Source organism: Kitasatospora sp. NPDC058444 (assembly GCF_042721415.1).
In the GTDB taxonomy this organism is placed as follows: domain Bacteria; phylum Actinomycetota; class Actinomycetes; order Streptomycetales; family Streptomycetaceae; genus Kitasatospora.
On record NZ_JBHXLL010000014.1, the window covers coordinates 14,788 to 31,130 of the forward strand.

A 16,343-nucleotide genomic window follows, 5' to 3' on the forward strand; every position below is an offset into this window, starting at 1 on the left:
CCCGCCCCTGACCTCGGGAGTTCTCCGTGCCCGCCCGCCGCTCCACGCTGTCCGCCGCCACCGTGTTCCTGATATGCGCGCTCGCGCTGGTCGGCTGGCTGGTCGGCGGCCGCGACCACAAGTCGACCACTCCCAAGGCCGACGGCGGCACCGCCGCCCCCGCCGGGGGCACGGGCACCAGCCCGCTGCAGAACCCGGACGGCACCAAGCCCGGCCTGGCGCCGCTGACCACCCCCGAGGACCGGAAGGCCGGCCGGGACGTCATCGCCAAGGTCGCCACCGCCGCCGTCGGCAGCAAGGACGGCTACGACCGCAACGAGTTCGGCCCCGCCTGGACGGACAGCGTCGACGGCGTCCCGTTCGGCGGCAACAAGTGCGACACCCGCAACGACCTGCTCGCCCGCGACGGCACCGCCGTCGAGCACAAGGACGGCTCGGACTGCACGGTCACCGCGATGACCATCTGGGACCCGTACACCGGCAAGAGCGTCCAGTGGACCAAGCAGCAGGCCTCCAAGATCCAGATCGACCACGTGATGCCGCTCTCCTACGACTGGCAGATGGGCGCCGCCAAGTGGGACAAGGCCAAGCGCGTCCAGATCGCCAACGACCCGCTCAACCTGGTCCCCGCCGACGGCTCGCAGAACGCCTCCAAGGGCGACTCCGGCCCGGCCACCTGGCTGCCCGCCAACACCGAGATCCGCTGCTCCTACGCGGTGCGCTTCGCCCAGGTCTCGCTGAAGTACCAGCTGCCCGTCACCGAGGCCGACAAGAAGGCCATGCTCCAGCAGTGCGACGGCTGACGGATCGTCGACCCCGAGCGGCGCGGGACGGGTGCGATGTGCCCCGGACGCGGGCCGGATGGTATTCGTGGGCGGTGTCCCCGATCACCTCCCGGTTCCCGCGCTCGTCCGGGCGCGCCGTGCCCGTCCTCGCCGTCGTGCTCGCCCTCGCCCTGTCGGGCGGCTGTACGGGCGGCGCCGCCCGGACAACCGCCCGGCCGCCGCTGGACGAGCGGGTCGCCGCCACCGCGACGCCCGCCCTGCGCGCGCTCTACGACCAGCGGATCGACTGGCAGCCCTGCCCCGGCGGCGACGGCACCGACCCGGACACGGCCGTCGTGCGGTGCGCCACCCTCAAGGTGCCGCTGGACTACGCCGACCCGGGCGGCCGCACCGTCGACGTCGCCCTCGCCGAAGTGCCCGCAGCCGACCGCGAGAACCGGCTCGGCGCCCTGCTGCTCAACCCCGGAGGCCCCGGCAACTCCGGTGTCAGCATGGTGCGTTGGGGTTGGAAGAACTACCAGGGGCCGCTGCGCGACCGGTACGACCTGGTCGGCTTCGACCCGCGCGGCGCCGGCGACACCATCCCCGTCAACTGTCTGGACGACCGCAGCCGCGACGAGTGGGACACCACCGACGACCCGGCCTACGACCGCGGCGAGGTCCTCGCCGAGGCCTGCCGCGCCCGGCACGCCGACCTGCTCCCGCACGTCGGCACCCGCGACACCGCCCGCGACCTCGACGTGCTGCGCGGCGCCCTCGGCGAACGCCGGCTGGACTTCCTCGGCTTCTCCTACGGCACCCACCTCGGCGCCCGCTACGCCGAGGAGTTCCCCGGCCGCACCGGCCGGTTCGTCCTCGACGGCGCCGTCGACCACAGCGTCCCCACCGCGCAGCTCGGCGTCGAACAGGCCGCCGCCGCCGAGGACGGGTTCCGGGCCTTCGCCGCCGACTGCGCCACCGAGGACGGGACGTCCTGCCCGTTCGGCCCTGACCCGGCCGCCGCCCCGCGGCGCCTGGCCCGCTTCCTCGACGGCCTGCGCGACCAACCGCTGCGCACCGCCGACGGCCGTACGCTCACCGCCGCGCTCGGCTGGGGCGCCGTCCTGAACGCGCTCGCCGACGGCCACCCGTCCTGGTCCGGGGTGCGCGAGGCCCTCGAACCGGCCGTCACCCGGGGCGAGGGCGAGGGCCTGCTCGCCCTCGCCGACAGCGTCAACGGCCGCGGCGAGGACGGCCGCTACCGGACCGTGGCCGACGCCTTCGCCGCCATCTCCTGCGCGGACGGCCCGCCGCCGCCCACCGAGGCGGAACTGCGCCCGGCCCTCGCCGAACTCACCGCCCGCGCCCCGCTGACCAGCGGGCACGACCCGGTGGGCACCCTGCTCGTCCCGGACTGCCGTGCCTGGCCGTACCGCTCGCCCGAGTCGCCGCAGCCCGTCCGGGCACCGGGCAGCGCGCCGGTCCTGGTGATCGGCTCCACCGGCGACCCGGTCACCCCGTACGCCTGGGCGCAGCGGCTCGCCGCGGGGCTGGAGCACGGCGTGCTGCTCACCCGGGAGGGCGACGGGCACATGGCCTACGACCGGAGCGGCTGCGTCCGGGACGCGGTGGCCGCCTACCTGGTGGAGGGCCGGCTGCCGGCGGCGGGCACGTACTGCGCGACCGACTGAGCACGACGGAAGGGGGGCGTGCCGCGCGAACGCGGCACGCCCCCCTTCGGGGCCGACGGTCAGGAGGTGGGGGCCGTCAGGTCGTAGAAGCTGGTCGAGCCGATGGTCTTCGCGGTGAAGTGGGTGCTCACCCAGGACTCGATCTGAGCGGACTCGCTCTGCTGCCCGCCTTCGCCGCCGCTCGTGCCGCCGAAGCCGCGGCGGGAGCCGCCGGCGCCGATGAACCAGTGCACCTTGCCCTCCTGGACGTACGTCCGGAAGCCGGCCAGGGTCAGCGAGGGGTCGGTGCCGTTGAAGCCGCCGAGGGCCATCACCGGTTCGCCGGTGGCGAGTTGGTAGCCGGCGGCGGTCTGCGAGCCGATCGTGGCGGCCGCCCAGGTGTAGTGGTCGGCGTTCTCCTCGAGCATGGCGGCGACCTCGCCGGTCACCTTGGGGCCGTCGAGCAGGCCGCCCATGCCGCCGGGCGGCGGGCCGCCGGCGGTGGCGCCGCCGGGGAAGCCCTGGCCGCCCGGGAGCGCCCCGCCGGGGAACGCTCCGCCCGGGAAGCTCTGCCGACCGCCCTGACCGTCCCGGCCCTCCCGGCCCGCCTGGCCGTCCTGGCCGTTCTGGCCCGCACCGGACCAGCGGCCGTTGCCACCGCCCGGGAAGCCCTTGCCGCCCTTGCGCCCCATGCCGCCCGGCCCGAATCCGCCCTCCACGCCGGGCCCGGCGGTCACGATCGAGCCGGTGTGCGGGGTGTTCACGGTCTCCACCGCGTACGCGGCCGGACCGCCGAGCGCCGCCGCCAGGCCCATCAGGCCCGCCACCGAGGCGATCCGCGCGCCGGTCCGGCCGGAGAGCCGTCCGGCCGTCGCCCCGATACTCGTTGCCCCGGTACCCGTCGCCCCGGCAGCCGTCGCGCCGACGGCCGTCGCGCCGACGGCCGGGGGCCCGGCGACCAGGGGCCCGGCGGCCAGCGCGGCCGCCGCGAGCAGTCCGCCGACCAGCACCGCCCAGCGCAGCCACGGCACGAACTCCGGGCTGCGGCCGAGCAGCACGAACGCCCAGACCGCCGTCACCGCGAGCGTCCCGGCCAGCACCAGCGCCCAGGGCAGCCGGTGCCGCGCCCGCCACAGGCCGTCCACGCCCATGCCGACCAGCGCCGCGACGGCCGGGGCCAGCGCCACCGTGTAGTACTGGTGGAAGATCCCGGACATGAAGCTGAAGATCAGCGCGGTGGAGAGCAGCCAGCCGCCCCAGAGCAGGAAGGCCGCGCGGGCGGTGTCGGTGCGGGCGTAGCGGCGGGTCGCCCAGAGGGCGGCCACCAGCAGGATCAGCGCGGCCGGCAGCAGCCAGGCGATCTGGCCGCCGATGTCGGTGCCGAACATCCGGGTCAGCCCGGTCTCGCCCCAGCCGCGGCCGCCGCCGGGTGCGCCGCCGGGCATCGCGCCGCCGGGCAGGTCGAGCCCGGCGGGCATGCGGGCGCCGCCGCCCACGCTGCCGGTCTCGTTGCCGTTGATCCGGCCGAGGCCGTTGTAGCCGAAGGTGAGCGAGAGGAAGCTGTTGTCCTGCGAACCGCCGACGTACGGGCGGGCCGAGGCGGGCAGCAGCTCGACGATCGCGACCCACCAGCCGCCGGCCACGACCATCGCCGCGCCCGCGAGCAGCAGCTGCCGCACCCGCCGCCCGAGGCCGGTGGGCGCGACGGCCAGGTAGACCACCGCGAAGGCGGGCAGCACGAGGAAGGCCTGCAGGGTCTTGGTGAGGAAGGCGAGGCCGAACATCACCCCGGTGAACACCAGCCACCGGGTGCCCGCCGCCTCGACCGCCCGCAGCAGCCCGTACGCGGCCAGCGTGAGCAGCAGCACCAGCAGCGCGTCCGGGTTGTTGAAGCGGAACATCAGCGCCGCGACCGGGGTGAGGGCCAGCGCGGCGCCCGCCAGCAGGGCGCCGAGCGGGGAGGAGCGGCGGCGCACCGTCGCGTACAGCACGCCGACGGTGGCCGCTCCCATCAGCGCCTGCGGGACCAGCACCGACCAGGAGGAGAGGCCGAAGATCCGCGCCGAGAGCGCCATCGGCCACAGCGCGGCCGGGGGCTTGTCGACGGTGATGAAGTTCGCCGCGTCCGAGGAGCCGAAGAAGAAGGCCTTCCAGCTCTGCGAGCCGGCCTGCACGGCGGCCGAGTAGAAGGAGTTCGCCCAGCCGGAGGCGCTCAGGCCCCACAGGTAGAGGACGGTGGTCGCGGCCAGCAGCGCCAGCAGGGCCGGGCGCACCCAGCGCGGGTCGTCCGCGCGCCCGCGCCAGGCGCGGGCCGGGAGGGTGCGCAGCCGGCCGGACCAGGAGGCCGGACCCTTGGGGCCGGTGGGCGGCGGGGGCTGCTCGGGGAAGAGCGGTGCCGGCTCCGGTCGCGGCACCTCCGGCGGCGGGAAGTTCGCGGCCTCCGGCCACGGTTCGCCGGCCGGAGGGGAGTAGCTGCTCGTGGTCATGCGCCATACGGTGAGTGGCGCGGCTGAGAGAACCGTGAGACGGGGCTGTGAGACGCGTGTGATCCGGAACGTCAGGCGGATGGCGGCATGGTGATGTGCCGACCCAGCCACTCCAGGGCCGGGGGGATCTCCCGGGTCCAGGTGTGGAAGTTGTGGCCGGCGGTGTCCAGGGTGATGGTGGACATCGTGGTCGGGGCCTTGAAGGCGGCGAGCATGGCCTTGGTCTCGTCGTAGTTGTTCTCGTCGTACGCGGTGGTCAGCAGCAGCGAGACCGGGGCCGGCGGCTGGTTCTTCAGCCGCCACAGCAGGTCGTTCTCCTGCTTCAGCCGGTCGTTGCCGCCGAACAGGTCGCCGGTGGTCGGGTCGTGGGCGGCGCTGTAGTAGCCGGAGAGGGCGACCGCCGCGCGGTAGGAGTCGGGCTTGCGCATCGCGAACTTGAGCGCGCAGTAGCCGCCGGTGGAGTTGCCGATCACCGCCCGGTTGGCCGGGTCGGTGCCGATCCGGTAGCTGGTGGCGAGGGCCTTGGGCAGGTCGGTGGTGAAGAAGGTCTCCACCTGGGGGCCGTTGGGCACGTCCACGCACTCGGTGTCCCGGTCGCCGACCAGGGTCGGGCGGGTCATCACCAGGACGGTCGGCGGCAGCTTCTTCTGCTCGATCGCGTTCAGCGTGGACGCCGGGTACTGCATCAGCGAGATCAGCTTCTCCGGGGTGCCCGGGTAGCCGGTGAGCACCAGGGCCATCGGGAAGCGCTGCTTGGCGTACTCCGGCTGGAAGTACTGCGGCGGCAGGTAGACGTACGCCTCGGTGCTCAGACCGCTGCCGGCTCCTCTGACGTCGACCTTCTGGATCAGGCCGGAGCGCTCCGGGTCCGAGCCCTGGGCGGAGTAGAACTTCTGCTCGCCGGTGACGGCCACCCCGGAGGCGTTGGGCTGGTGGTCGACCACCGTGCCGAGCCCGCCGCTGGTGCCGAGCAGGTCGGTCCAGGAGCTGTAGAAGCCGAAGTAGCTGTTGGCGATCAGACCCATCGCGGCCAGGACCGACACCTGGGTGGCGAGGAACGCGCCGATCCGGCCCAGCCACGCCTTCCAGCCCTTCCCACCGAACCGCGGCCAGAGCCACATGGTGGCGGCGAAGACGGCTATCGCGAGGACGGAGGCGATGATCTGGAGCGGGAGTCCGGTGAGACTGAGCACGAGCCCGATCGTAGTTGACCTCCTGGGAGCCCCCCGGACGGGCCCTGGGTTGGCGATCACCGGGTCATCGCTTGACCGGGCCATTGCCTGATCGGCACGATGTGCGGTCGCGTGTGCGAACTGTCGTTGTCTCGGGGTGGGGTCATGAAGTTCACGGGTAGGGCCGGTTTGGCGTTCGGCGGGGTACTGGTGTTGGCGGCCTGCTCGGGCGGCGGGGGCGGCGGGACGGCGGCGCCGAGCGCTTCGGCGACGGCCCTGCCGAGCGCCTCGGCGACGCCGTTCGGCACGACGCTCGCCCAGTCCCTGGAGCCGGTCGGCGCCGGGCTGGCGAAGGTGGCCGCGGCGACGACCATGAAGGACGTCGAGACCGCGCTCGCCATGACCGAGTCCAGCGCCGACCGTGCCGTCCGGAGCCTGACGGCCGCCGCCGCACCGGGCGGGGCCGACACGGCGCGCACCGAGCTGGTGGCAGGCCTGAACACGCTCTCCTCCGAGGCGCTGACGATCCGCACCGACCTCAACCTCAAGAAGTACTGCACCGCCGGTGTCGTCCAGGCTCGGCTCGGCGGCGGCCAGGGGGTGGTGGCCGTCCCCGCCGCGATCGCCAAGCTGGCGGCGGCCGGCCAGCAGGTCGCGTTCGCCGTTCCGCAGCTGCCCAAGCCGCAGCCCCAGCCGCGGGCCCTGGAGAACGGCACCCTGGTCCGCGACGGCGGGAACCACGGCAAGGGGGAGCTGGTCTTCGACAACAACGGTGCGACGGACGTCGTCGTCTCGGTCGTCCAGGACGGGCAGTCCGTGGCCTCGGTGTACGTGGTCAAGGGGCAGAAGGCCGGCATCGACGGCATCAAGACGGGTTCGTACTCCTTCCACTACACGACTGGGGTGGATTGGGACTCCGAGGCGAAGCAATTCACCCAGGACTGCCGGTTCGCCAAGGTGGGGGACGTATTCGAGTTCGAGCCATCTGGGACGACCTGGACTTTCAAGGCCCGTGCGGAGGACGGCAAGCGTGGCGCTAGTACCTGGCTGACCGCCGGGACCGCCCCGCAGCCGTAGCCCCGGCCGTAACGGGCATACCGGGACGGGTCGTTGCCCTCGGGTGGCACGACCCGGCCCGGTCAGTGGCGAGTTCGGTCACAACGGTTGACCTCCTTGAAGTGACCATGGCACTTTCGAGCGGCGCGGGCCTCGGCGACCAGTCGTACGCCCCGCGATCCCCCACAAGGAGAGCCATGTTCAAGAGACTTGTCGCGGTGGCCGGTACGAGTGCCGTCGTCGCGGGCGGGCTGGCCTTCGCCGCCGCCCCCGCTCAGGCCGTCCAGGCGGCCGACCTGAACGCCACCATCGCCCTGAGCAACTGCTCGGCCTCGCTCGTCCGTTACCCCACCTCCGTGGACGGCGACCGCGCGATGATGCTCACCAACGGGCACTGCCTGCCGACCATGCCCCCGGCCGGCCAGGTCATCCAGAACGCCACCGCCAGCCGCAGCGGCACCCTGCTGAACGGCGCGGGCACCGGACTGGGCACCGTCCAGGCCGACAAGCTGCTGTACGCGACGATGACCGGCACCGACGTCGCGCTCTACCAACTCACCGACACCTTCGGGTCGATCAGCTCCAAGTACGGCGTCACCGCGCTGACCATCAGCGACTCGCACCCGACCGACGGTGCGTCGATGTTCATACCCTCGTCGTACTGGAAGCAGGTCTGGAACTGCTCCGTCAACGGCTTCGTGCCGACCCTGCGCGAGGACGAGTGGAGCTGGCACGACTCGCTGCGCTACAGCTCCGGCTGCAACACCACGCACGGCACCTCCGGTTCGCCGATCGTCGAGACCTCCAGCGGGCGGATCATCGGCATCAACAACACCGGCAACGACGACGGCGCCATGTGCACCCTCAACAACCCGTGCGAGGTGGCCGCCGACGGCACCACCAAGGCCTTCAAGGGCCAGAGCTACGGTGAGCAGACGTACTGGTTCACCACCTGCCTGAACTCCGCCCGGGCCATCGACCTCAACGTCTCCGGCTGCCTGCTCACCAAGCCGGCCGGCAGCGGTGCCGTCACCGTCACCAACCCGGGCAACCAGTCGACCACCGTCGGCGGCGCGGTCAACCTCCAGATCAGCGCCTCCGGTGGCACCGCCCCGCTGTCCTATGCCGCGACCGGCCTGCCCGCCGGGCTGTCGATCAACTCCTCCACCGGCGTCATCGCGGGCACCGTCTCCACCGCGGGCAGCTCCAACGTGACGGTCACCGTGACGGACGCCGCGGGCAAGTCGGCCTCCACCTCCTTCACCTGGGCGGTCGCCACCGGTGGTGGCAGCTGCACCCCGGCCCAGCTGCTGGGCAACGCCGGCTTCGAGACCGGCACCGCCACCCCGTGGACCGCGTCCAGCGGCGTGGTCGACAGCAGCGCCTCCCAGGCCGCCCACGGCGGCTCCTGGAAGGCGTGGATGAACGGCTACGGCTCCACCCACTCGGACTCGCTGTCCCAGACGGTGAACGTCCCGGCGGGCTGCAAGGCGACGCTGAGCTTCTGGCTGCACATCGACACCGCGGAGTCGGGCAGCACCGCGTACGACAAGCTGACCGTGTCGGTCAACGGCACCACGCTGAAGACCTACTCCAACGTGGACGCCGCGGCTGGCTACCAGCAGCGCACCTTCGACCTGTCGGCCTACGCGGGCCAGACGGTCACCGTGAAGTTCGCCGCGACCGAGGACGCCTCGCTCCAGACCAGCTTCGTGATCGACGACACCTCCGTCCAGACCAGCTGACGCCAACGTCCATGGGCCGGTGACCGGTTCGGCGGTCACCGGCCTATGCTGGCCGGATGATCAAGCCCATTGAGCTGGTGATTTTCGACTGCGACGGCGTCCTGGTGGACAGCGAGGTGATCGCCGTCCGGGTGCTGGTGCGGCTGGGGGAGGAGTACGGCTGGCCGCTGACCGAGGCGGAGGCGATCGAGCGCTTCGTCGGGCGGTCGGAGGCCGCGAACCGGGCGACGGTCACCGAACGGCTGGGCGGCGAGACGGCGGCGGTGTGGAGCAAGCGCTTCGTCGAACTGCACGCCGAGGCGGTCGACGCCGGACTGACCCCGGTGGACGGCCTGCCGGAGGCGCTGGCCGCGATCACCCTGCCCACCTGCGTGGCCTCCAGCGGCACGCACGAGAAGATGCGCCACACCCTGGGCCGCACCGGCCTCCACGACCGCTTCGCCGGGCGGATCTTCAGCGCCACCGAGGTCGGACGCGGCAAGCCCGCGCCCGATCTCTTCCTGCACGCCGCGCGCTCGATGGGCGTCGACCCGGCCGCCTGCGTGGTGGTCGAGGACAGCCGGCCCGGCGTCGAGGCCGCCCGCGCCGCCGGGATGCGCGCGCTCGGCTACGCGGGCGGCGTCACGGCCGCGGAGCGGCTGGCCGGGCCGGGCACCGTCGTCTTCGACGACATGCGGGACCTGCCCGGGCTGATCGCCGCGGGCGCGGTCGCCCGGGGGTAGTGGCTCGCCCTCCAGGCGGCCGGCCCGGCGCCAATTCGGTTGCCGGGCCCGGTCCGCGGGTGGCAGGGTCGGGCACCATGGCCGCCTCCCGCAAGCTGCACCCCGACGAGCTGGACATCGACGAGGCGCTGGTGCGCCGGATGGTCGCCGAGCGCTTCCCGCAGTGGGCCGGGCTGCCCGTCTCGCCGGTGGAACCGGCCGGGACCAGCAACGCGATGTACCGGCTCGGGGCGGAGCTGGTGGTGCGCATCCCGCGGATCCCCGGGGTGGTCGAGGAGATCGCCAAGGAGGACGTCTGGCTGCGGCGCCTGGCCCCGCGGCTGCCGGTCCCGGTGCCGGTCCCGCTGGCTGTGGGCGGACCGGTCGACGGCTGCCCCTGGCCCTGGTCGGTGCTGCGCTGGCTCGACGGCGCCACCCCGGACGCCGGGCGGATCGCCGAACCCGGTCTGCTGGCCCGGGACTTGGCGGACTTCGTGACCGCGATGCGCGGGATCGACCCGACCGGCGCCCCCGCCGCCTACCGCAGCGAGTCGCTGGCGTCGCGCGACGCCGGGACCAGGAAGGCGATCGCGGCCGTGCCGGACCTGGTCGACGCCACCGCCGCGACCGCCGCCTGGGAGCACGCCCTGAGCGCCCCCGCCCCCGCCGGCCCCCCGGTCTGGATCCACGGCGACCTCCAGCCCGGCAACCTGCTGGTCTCCCCGGCCGGCCGGCTGAGCGCCGTCATCGACTTCGGCTGCGCGGGCCTGGGCGAACCGGCCGTCGACCTGATCACCGCCTGGTACGTCCTGCCGGCCCCCGCCCGCACCACCTTCCGTGCGGCCGTCGGCGCCGCCGGCGCGACGTGGGCCCGAGCCCGCGGCTGGGCCCTGTCCATCGCCCTGCTGGAGGTGGCCTACTACCGGGACAGCGACCCGAGGATGACCGCCATCGCCCGCCACGTCATCGCCGAGGTCCTCGCCGACCACGCGTAGGCGGGCGGGGCCGCTCCCCGCCCGCGAGGCGACGGGCGGGGAGCGGCCGGCGGCGCGCTACCAGGACCAGAGCGCGCCGGACTGGCCCTTGTACTCCCACTGCTGGGCGTTGGCCCCGTTGGTGTCGGAGGAGCTGGTGATCTCCAGGACCTTGCCGCTGTGGTTCCGGATCGTCCACCGGTTCGTCCGTTCCTGCACCACCCACCACTTCGCGCCGTCCTGGCCGTTGCACGACCACTGCTGGGCCTCGGCGCCGTTCGAGGTGGAGGAGCTCTGGATCTCCAGGCACTTGCCGCTGTTGGCGTTCACGAGGTTCCAGTAGCCGTTGCCCACGGACCGCCACTGCCACTTCGAGCCGGCCTGGCCCTTGCAGTCCCACTGCTGGGCCCTGGCGCCGTTCGCGGTGGAGGAGCTGGTGATCTCCAGGCACTTGCCGTTGTCGTTCTTGATCTCGATCGTTCCGGTGAGGCCGGCGTGCGAGTCGGCGAAGGCCTGGCCGGCGCCGAGGCCGGTGAGGGTGAGCGTGAGGGTGGCGAGGCCGACGGCGGCGGCGGAGCGCCGGGTGCTGCGGAGTCCGTTGCTGGACATGGATGGTCCCCCTTCGAGGGTGCTGGTGGGTTCGCGTCCATCACTTGAATCCCCGTGGTGACGCATCATCAGCTTGCCGCTCCACCAAGGGTGTTGTCGTTAGCAGGCAGTCCACTCCGGCTTCGCTCAGCGTCCACCGCCGGCCGTCGCGGCGGCACGGTGGCGGAAGTCGCTGGGTGGCAGCCCGTACGCGCCGCCGAGGCCACAGCTGAGCCCATTCAGGCGGCCCTGCCATCCGTTGCCGCTTCGGCCTGCACCGAAGCGGCAACGGACACGACCACTCCCTGCGCAGGAAGTCGGCCTGGCCGACTTCCTGCGCAGAACCAGGAGGAGAAGTACTCCCATTGGAGTGGGCCGGACTTGATTCAGTGTTGTCCAGTCCCCGCCGAACGAGTTCGGCGGGGGCTGGACAGGCGGGCTCGGCGAGACGAATGGTCTGGCTGGTGTGCGACTCCCAAGACTCCTTCCCGGTTTCCGACATAACGTCGGAAACCGGGCGTGTTCGGTGCGAGTAGCATGCGGTCAACACCTTGTCAGCTACTGGGAGTTGGGCCTATGAGCACACTGGTGGTGGGGTCGCGGGCCAGTCACCTGGCGCGGGCTCAGGTCAGGGAGTTCCTGGTGCCGCTGCGGGAGCGCTTCCCTGGGGTGGTCTTCCGTCAGCGCGTGATCACGGAGGCCGGCGATCAGGACCGCAGGTCGGCCCTGAGGGACGTCTCGGAGCGCGGCGGCGGCTCGGCGTTCTCGGTGAACCAGGTGAACGCGCTGGTGTCCGGCGAGGTCGACGTGATCGTGCACTCGCTCAAGGACCTGCCGACCACGAACCCGCCCGGCCTGATCCTCTTGCCCCCGCCCACCCGCGCGGATGTGCACGACGCGCTGTGCGGCTCGACGTTGGCCGAACTCCCGTACGGGGGCAGGATCGGAACCTCGGCGTCGCGCCGGATCGCCCAACTGCTGCACGTACGCCCGGACCTGGTGCCAGTGGAGATCCGGGGGAACGTCCCGACCAGACTCGGCAAGCTCCGGACGCGGCAACTGGACGCCGTGATCCTGGCGGCCGCCGGGATCACGCGGCTCGGCCGCAGCGAGGAGATCAGCGAGATCCTGCCGATCGGGCCGTTTCCCCCGTCGCCCGGGCAGGGCGCGCTGGGCGTCCAGATCCGGGAGGACAACGAGTCGGCCCGCGAGATCCTGGCCGGTTCCGGTGACCCGGTGACCGACGCGGAGGTGCGGGCCGAGCGGGCGATGCTGGCGGCGCTCCACGGCGGATGCTCGGTGCCGGTCGGCGCCTTCGGCAAAGCTGACGGCGACATGCTGACCCTGTACGGGCAGGTCACGTCCGTGGACGGCAGGCGGCAGGTGGAGGCCCGGCTCTCCGGCCCGCTGGGCGAGCCGGAGAAGCTGGGCGTTCGAGTGGCGGGCCTCCTACTGGACCAGGACGCGGAGGGCATCCTGGCGGAGGTCCGGCCCACCGTCGCTGCTTAGGCAACGGGCGGCCCCGGCCAAACTTGGCCGGGGTCGCCGAAACCACCGCCAAACAGCCCTCACTTCGCCGCACCACCACTCCCTGCGCAGGAAGTCGGCTCGGCCGACTTCCTGCGCAGACGATGAGCGAACCAGGTCAAGGCCGAGGGCGGGCCCCGCGTGCAGGCACACGGGCCCGCCCGCCCACCCCTTCCACACAACGCATGCGCGGCCCGGCCAAAGTTGGCCGGGCCGCCCGAAAATGAGGCACCCCAGCAGCCCTGGTCAAGACAGCTGCCCCGGCCGCAGATGGCCGGGGCAGCCGCAACCACAGCCGAGCCCGTTGCCGCTTCGGCCTTGCCGAAGCGGCAACGGCACGGTTCACCGCCATTCCTGCGCTTACGGGCGGGTTGCGCGAGCGCGGCAGTGGATGAGGGCGTATTTGATGCGGCAATCGGAGGGGCGGGTGGCCGCGAGGAGTTCGCCGGCGGTGACGAGGGTGGTCCAGTAGCGGGCCGGGTCGCCGGTGCGGGGCAAGGGGCGGGCGGCGGCGAGGGAGAGGTAGGCGGCGGTGAGGTTGCCGGTGGTGAACCAGCGGGTCAGGCCGTGTTGGTGGCCGGGCCGGATGCCGCCCATGGCGTCGATGGCAACGAGGAAGTGCTCGACGACGGCGAGTTCGGTGTCGGTGAGGGAGGCGGGGACGTCGAAGACGCCGAGGGCTTCCAGGAGTTCGCCGGTGTCGCTCTCGGTGTCGGGGCGGGGGTTGGCGAGGAGAGCGTCGTGGCAGTCGGCGAGGCGGCGGGCGGTCTCGGCGAGGGGGATGGAGAGGGCGAGGCAGACGGCGCGCGCGACGGACAGGGGCTGGTGGCCGAGACGGGCGATGAGGGCATAGGTCGCGGCGGGGGTGGCACCACGGGAGAGGGTGTGCCGGGCGAGCGTGGTGAGGTGCATGGGGGCTGTGCTTTCAGGCGGTGGCGAGGATGGGGGCGGGGGCGACGAGGGCCCAGACGAACTTGCCGATGCCGCACGGGCGGGAGTCGTGGCCCCAGCGTTCGGCGAGTTCGTTGACGAGGTAGAGGCCGCGGCCGTGCTCGTCATCGGGTGCGGCGGCGCGGAGCGACGGGCGGCCGCTACCTGCGTCGTGGACTTCGAGGCGCAGCCGGGAGCCGGTGAGGGCGAAGCGGACCTCGATGTGCCGGTCGTCGTTGGCGTCGGAGTGCTGGACGGCGTTGGCGAAGAGCTCGCTGAGGAGCAGCTCGGCGGTGTCAAGGTAGCGCTCGCCGGAGGGCAGTCCGGCCAGGTATGCGCGGAGCAAGTACCGGGCCAAGGGCGTGGATTCGGTCCGCGAGTCGAGGTGCGCGACGAACATGCGGGGGCGGCGGGACGTGAGCATGGGGGTACCTCGAAGGGATGGAGCGGGGGATGCGAAGGAAGCGCGACGTGCGCCGGGCCTGCCGCCGGTCGGGTTTTTTGATCAGCCGACCAGGGCCGGGGCGCTCTGACTCACTCGGCTGCTGCGGCGGCCAGGGCGTTCCGCCGTAGATGACCCTTGGCGGATCTGCGCGCGGCCCGGGCGTCGGTGGTGGGCTTGGTGCTGGTGGACATGCTGGTCTTCCTGTTGAGGGAGGTAGCCGCGCGGGTTGCATGGCGGCAGCATCGTTGTTCGCAGAAGACCGAGTTGGCACTAGGCTTCCGCTGACACCGGTGATGCCGTAGTCACGAAGTTACGGTCGGTGAATCCAAGGTTCGACGGACTGCCAGTACGAGTTGCCGAGACGGTCGAGGCGCCAAGGGGGCCTGGAATGGCTGGTCGGACGCCATCGAAGCGCACTGAAACACTGACCGGCAGTCGGTCCGAGGCGCTACGGGTCCACGAAGGGGTGATTGCCGGCTTCCTATTCAAGGTGATCCGGGAGCAGATCCCGAGAACCCAGGACGAGTTGGCCGTGGACCTGGGCATCGACAAGAGCACCGTTCAAGGCTGGGAGTCCGGCCGCCGGCCACTCTCCTCCACCCGGGCCGGGAACCTGGTGGTGCTGCGACGCAAGCTGATCCTGCTCGGCGCGCCGACTGGACTGGTGGACCTGATCAGCCTCGCCATGGATGCGGACTTCGTCCTCGGCGAGATACTGCGGTCCCGGCCCACCAAGGCCGAGGTTCTGGAACATCCGCTGGCCGGGTGGGTGCTCACTCGGGACACCACGCACATGATTGGCTGGGCCATCAGCGGGGTTCTGCCCGGCGTCGTGGCCGCCGAGCTGAGCATCCCTGCGGCCCGACGCGGTCCGGTCTCCACTGCGCCGCTCCTCGGACAGGACGTGCGCTCGCGCTTCTTCGACAACCTCCGGCATGCCGCCGACCTGGTGGAGGCCGACGGAGAGGAAACCGCCCTACTCCGGAGACAGGTCTGGTACCTCTCTTCCTACGACCGAGCTCGCGATGTAGGCGAGTGGGTTGGCGGGATGCAGCGCAGGGGCCGAATTCCGTCAGCCGGTTCCGGGTGGTCGCCCCGCTGGGCCGAAGCGAGGTCGGTCGCAGCCGCACTGGCGCGAAAAGGGGACCCCGAGCTCCTCCGGGACTTCATCGCCCTCTCGATCACCGACAACGACGACTTCGAGACCGCGAACCTGAACTACTGGGCTCACTGGCTTGGGCTCGACTCACGTCCTCAGACCAGCGACGACTTCATGGCCGAGCAGGAATACCCGGCGTGGGACGCCTCCTCACTTCTGCGGCAGTTCACCATCCGGCTGGACCGTGCAGGCAAGTACACCGACCTGTACGTCCATTCGATCTGGGCACTCATGCTCAATCGACGCGGCTTGGCCGACGCGGACCCCCGTACAGCCCGCGACCTGGCCGCCCGAGTGCGCGTCCTTCTTGATGGTGACGGCCTTTCACGGCAGTCCCGTCGAGAGCTGGAGTCTGTGCACTACGGTCTGCGGGTAGGCGGTTACAGCAACAACCGATCCAACAGTGAAGGACGGCCATGACGGACGACAAGCAGGCGAGGGGCACCGCGAGCTACCTGTTCGAGGCCGGCATGCTCAAGCGGGCGAAGCGCCAGGGCTGGTGGATCGCCGGCGTCAAGGACCCCGAGTCGATCGCGGAGCACTCGTTCCGGACGGGCATCATCGGCGCGGTGCTCGCGATGATGGAGGGTGCCGACCCGGCGAAGGTCGCCTTGCTGTGCCTCTTCCACGACACCCAGGAGACCCGGGTCAGCGATATCCCGCACATCAGTCGGCGCTACCTCACCGCCGCCTCGAACGAACGCGTGACCGCCGACCAGGTCAGCGCCGCTCACCCGGCCGTCGTTGCCGGACTCCAGGCCCTCATCGAGGAGTACGAGAACGCCGAGAACCTGGAAGTCACCGTCGCTCACGACGCGGACAAGCTGGAGTGCCTGATCCAGGCCGTGGAGTACCGCGAACAGGGCTACCAGAACGTCCAGCCGTGGATTGACAGCAGCCTCGGCAGCCTCAAGACCGAGTCTGCTCACGCCCTCGCCGAGGCCGCGCTGACCATGACGTCCCTGGAGTGGCAGAAGGTCTACCTCGCATGACGCTGTCGACACTCGTAGCCGTGTTCGGCGTGGGGAGTGGGGGGGGGCGGCCTACCACCCCCCAGGTGGGGGGGGGAGGGTTTGGAGGGGCCGGGCGTAAACCCACAACCGGGGGCGCACAGAGGGGTGTGTGG

Annotated in this window: 13 protein-coding genes and 2 pseudogenes; 10 read left to right on the forward strand and 5 right to left on the reverse strand. The window is 72.1% G+C overall.

Features of this window, described 5'->3' with window-relative positions; genetic code table 11:
• The first annotated feature begins 26 nt into the window (after nucleotides 1-26).
• Together ACFWP2_RS16800 and ACFWP2_RS16805 are read left to right on the forward strand one after the other, a co-directional pair.
• Nucleotides 27-803 carry an HNH endonuclease family protein gene (locus tag ACFWP2_RS16800; protein ID WP_380451749.1) on the forward strand — a complete coding sequence of 259 codons (777 nt, stop codon included), beginning with the start codon at nucleotides 27-29 and terminating at the stop codon, nucleotides 801-803.
• Between the two features lie 74 nt (nucleotides 804-877).
• Nucleotides 878-2,455: an alpha/beta hydrolase gene (locus tag ACFWP2_RS16805; protein ID WP_380451751.1), complete on the forward strand. Its 1,578-nt coding sequence runs from the start codon at nucleotides 878-880 to the stop codon at nucleotides 2,453-2,455.
• 59 nt (nucleotides 2,456-2,514) lie between these two features.
• Here ACFWP2_RS16805 and ACFWP2_RS16810 read toward each other — a convergent pair whose 3' ends face one another.
• Nucleotides 2,515-4,920, reverse strand: coding sequence for a glycosyltransferase family 39 protein (locus ACFWP2_RS16810; protein WP_380451753.1), 2,406 nt, complete (start codon nucleotides 4,918-4,920; stop codon nucleotides 2,515-2,517).
• A gap of 71 nt (nucleotides 4,921-4,991) precedes the next feature.
• The gene (locus ACFWP2_RS16815) at nucleotides 4,992-6,113 is read right to left on the reverse strand and encodes an alpha/beta hydrolase (RefSeq protein WP_380451755.1); all 1,122 of its coding nucleotides are present in this window, start codon (nucleotides 6,111-6,113) and stop codon (nucleotides 4,992-4,994) included.
• A 144-nt stretch (nucleotides 6,114-6,257) separates the two neighbouring features.
• On the opposite strand from ACFWP2_RS16815, the gene ACFWP2_RS16820 reads away from it, so the two are divergent.
• The 5 genes and pseudogenes from ACFWP2_RS16820 (at nucleotide 6,258) to ACFWP2_RS16840 (ending at nucleotide 10,589) form a co-directional block, all read left to right on the forward strand.
• Nucleotides 6,258-7,169 carry a hypothetical protein gene (locus ACFWP2_RS16820; protein ID WP_380451757.1) on the forward strand — a complete coding sequence of 304 codons (912 nt, stop codon included), beginning with the start codon at nucleotides 6,258-6,260 and terminating at the stop codon, nucleotides 7,167-7,169.
• Nucleotides 7,170-7,345: 176 nt separating this feature from the next.
• Nucleotides 7,346-7,963, forward strand: a pseudogene (locus ACFWP2_RS16825) (trypsin-like peptidase domain-containing protein); the annotation flags it as partial.
• Between the two features lie 204 nt (nucleotides 7,964-8,167).
• A pseudogene (locus ACFWP2_RS16830) lies at nucleotides 8,168-8,893 on the forward strand (putative Ig domain-containing protein); the annotation flags it as partial.
• A 56-nt stretch (nucleotides 8,894-8,949) separates the two neighbouring features.
• Complete coding sequence (locus tag ACFWP2_RS16835) at nucleotides 8,950-9,615, forward strand: HAD family hydrolase (protein ID WP_380451759.1); 666 nt, start codon at nucleotides 8,950-8,952, stop codon at nucleotides 9,613-9,615.
• Between the two features lie 77 nt (nucleotides 9,616-9,692).
• A complete protein-coding gene (locus tag ACFWP2_RS16840) occupies nucleotides 9,693-10,589 on the forward strand; it encodes an aminoglycoside phosphotransferase family protein (protein WP_380451761.1) in 897 nt (298 codons plus the stop codon).
• A gap of 57 nt (nucleotides 10,590-10,646) precedes the next feature.
• Here ACFWP2_RS16840 and ACFWP2_RS16845 read toward each other — a convergent pair whose 3' ends face one another.
• On the reverse strand, nucleotides 10,647-11,177 hold the full coding sequence (locus ACFWP2_RS16845) for an RICIN domain-containing protein (protein ID WP_380451763.1): 531 nt from the start codon (nucleotides 11,175-11,177) through the stop codon (nucleotides 10,647-10,649).
• 555 nt (nucleotides 11,178-11,732) lie between these two features.
• On the opposite strand from ACFWP2_RS16845, the gene hemC reads away from it, so the two are divergent.
• Entirely contained in the window at nucleotides 11,733-12,665 is a 933-nt protein-coding gene (hemC, locus tag ACFWP2_RS16850) for a hydroxymethylbilane synthase (protein WP_380451765.1), read from the forward strand.
• Between the two features lie 378 nt (nucleotides 12,666-13,043).
• Here hemC and ACFWP2_RS16855 read toward each other — a convergent pair whose 3' ends face one another.
• Both ACFWP2_RS16855 and ACFWP2_RS16860 read right to left on the reverse strand, forming a co-directional pair.
• Nucleotides 13,044-13,595 (reverse strand): hypothetical protein, encoded by a 552-nt coding sequence (locus ACFWP2_RS16855; RefSeq protein ID WP_380451767.1) that lies wholly within the window; start codon nucleotides 13,593-13,595, stop codon nucleotides 13,044-13,046.
• Nucleotides 13,596-13,608: 13 nt separating this feature from the next.
• A complete protein-coding gene (locus tag ACFWP2_RS16860) occupies nucleotides 13,609-14,037 on the reverse strand; it encodes an ATP-binding protein (protein WP_380451769.1) in 429 nt (142 codons plus the stop codon).
• A 409-nt stretch (nucleotides 14,038-14,446) separates the two neighbouring features.
• On the opposite strand from ACFWP2_RS16860, the gene ACFWP2_RS16865 reads away from it, so the two are divergent.
• Together ACFWP2_RS16865 and ACFWP2_RS16870 are read left to right on the forward strand one after the other, a co-directional pair.
• Nucleotides 14,447-15,637: a helix-turn-helix domain-containing protein gene (locus tag ACFWP2_RS16865; RefSeq protein ID WP_380451771.1), complete on the forward strand. Its 1,191-nt coding sequence runs from the start codon at nucleotides 14,447-14,449 to the stop codon at nucleotides 15,635-15,637.
• Complete coding sequence (locus ACFWP2_RS16870; RefSeq protein WP_380451773.1) at nucleotides 15,634-16,209, forward strand: HD family hydrolase; 576 nt, start codon at nucleotides 15,634-15,636, stop codon at nucleotides 16,207-16,209. The genes ACFWP2_RS16865 and ACFWP2_RS16870 overlap by 4 nt, the downstream gene beginning before the upstream one ends.
• The last annotated feature ends 134 nt before the right edge of the window (nucleotides 16,210-16,343 follow it).

Bases quoted from the DNA above. Each gene is read 5' to 3' on its own strand.
- ACFWP2_RS16810 (WP_380451753.1), bottom strand. From the start codon at position 4,920: ATGACCACGAGCAGCTACTCCCCTCCGGCCGGCGAACCGTGGCCGGAG.
- ACFWP2_RS16820 (WP_380451757.1), top strand. From the start codon at position 6,258: ATGAAGTTCACGGGTAGGGCCGGTTTGGCGTTCGGCGGGGTACTGGTG.
- ACFWP2_RS16835 (WP_380451759.1), top strand. From the start codon at position 8,950: ATGATCAAGCCCATTGAGCTGGTGATTTTCGACTGCGACGGCGTCCTG.
- ACFWP2_RS16840 (WP_380451761.1), top strand. From the start codon at position 9,693: ATGGCCGCCTCCCGCAAGCTGCACCCCGACGAGCTGGACATCGACGAG.
- ACFWP2_RS16845 (WP_380451763.1), bottom strand. From the start codon at position 11,177: ATGTCCAGCAACGGACTCCGCAGCACCCGGCGCTCCGCCGCCGCCGTC.
- hemC (WP_380451765.1), top strand. From the start codon at position 11,733: ATGAGCACACTGGTGGTGGGGTCGCGGGCCAGTCACCTGGCGCGGGCT.
- ACFWP2_RS16855 (WP_380451767.1), bottom strand. From the start codon at position 13,595: ATGCACCTCACCACGCTCGCCCGGCACACCCTCTCCCGTGGTGCCACC.
- ACFWP2_RS16860 (WP_380451769.1), bottom strand. From the start codon at position 14,037: ATGCTCACGTCCCGCCGCCCCCGCATGTTCGTCGCGCACCTCGACTCG.
- ACFWP2_RS16865 (WP_380451771.1), top strand. From the start codon at position 14,447: ATGGCTGGTCGGACGCCATCGAAGCGCACTGAAACACTGACCGGCAGT.
- ACFWP2_RS16870 (WP_380451773.1), top strand. From the start codon at position 15,634: ATGACGGACGACAAGCAGGCGAGGGGCACCGCGAGCTACCTGTTCGAG.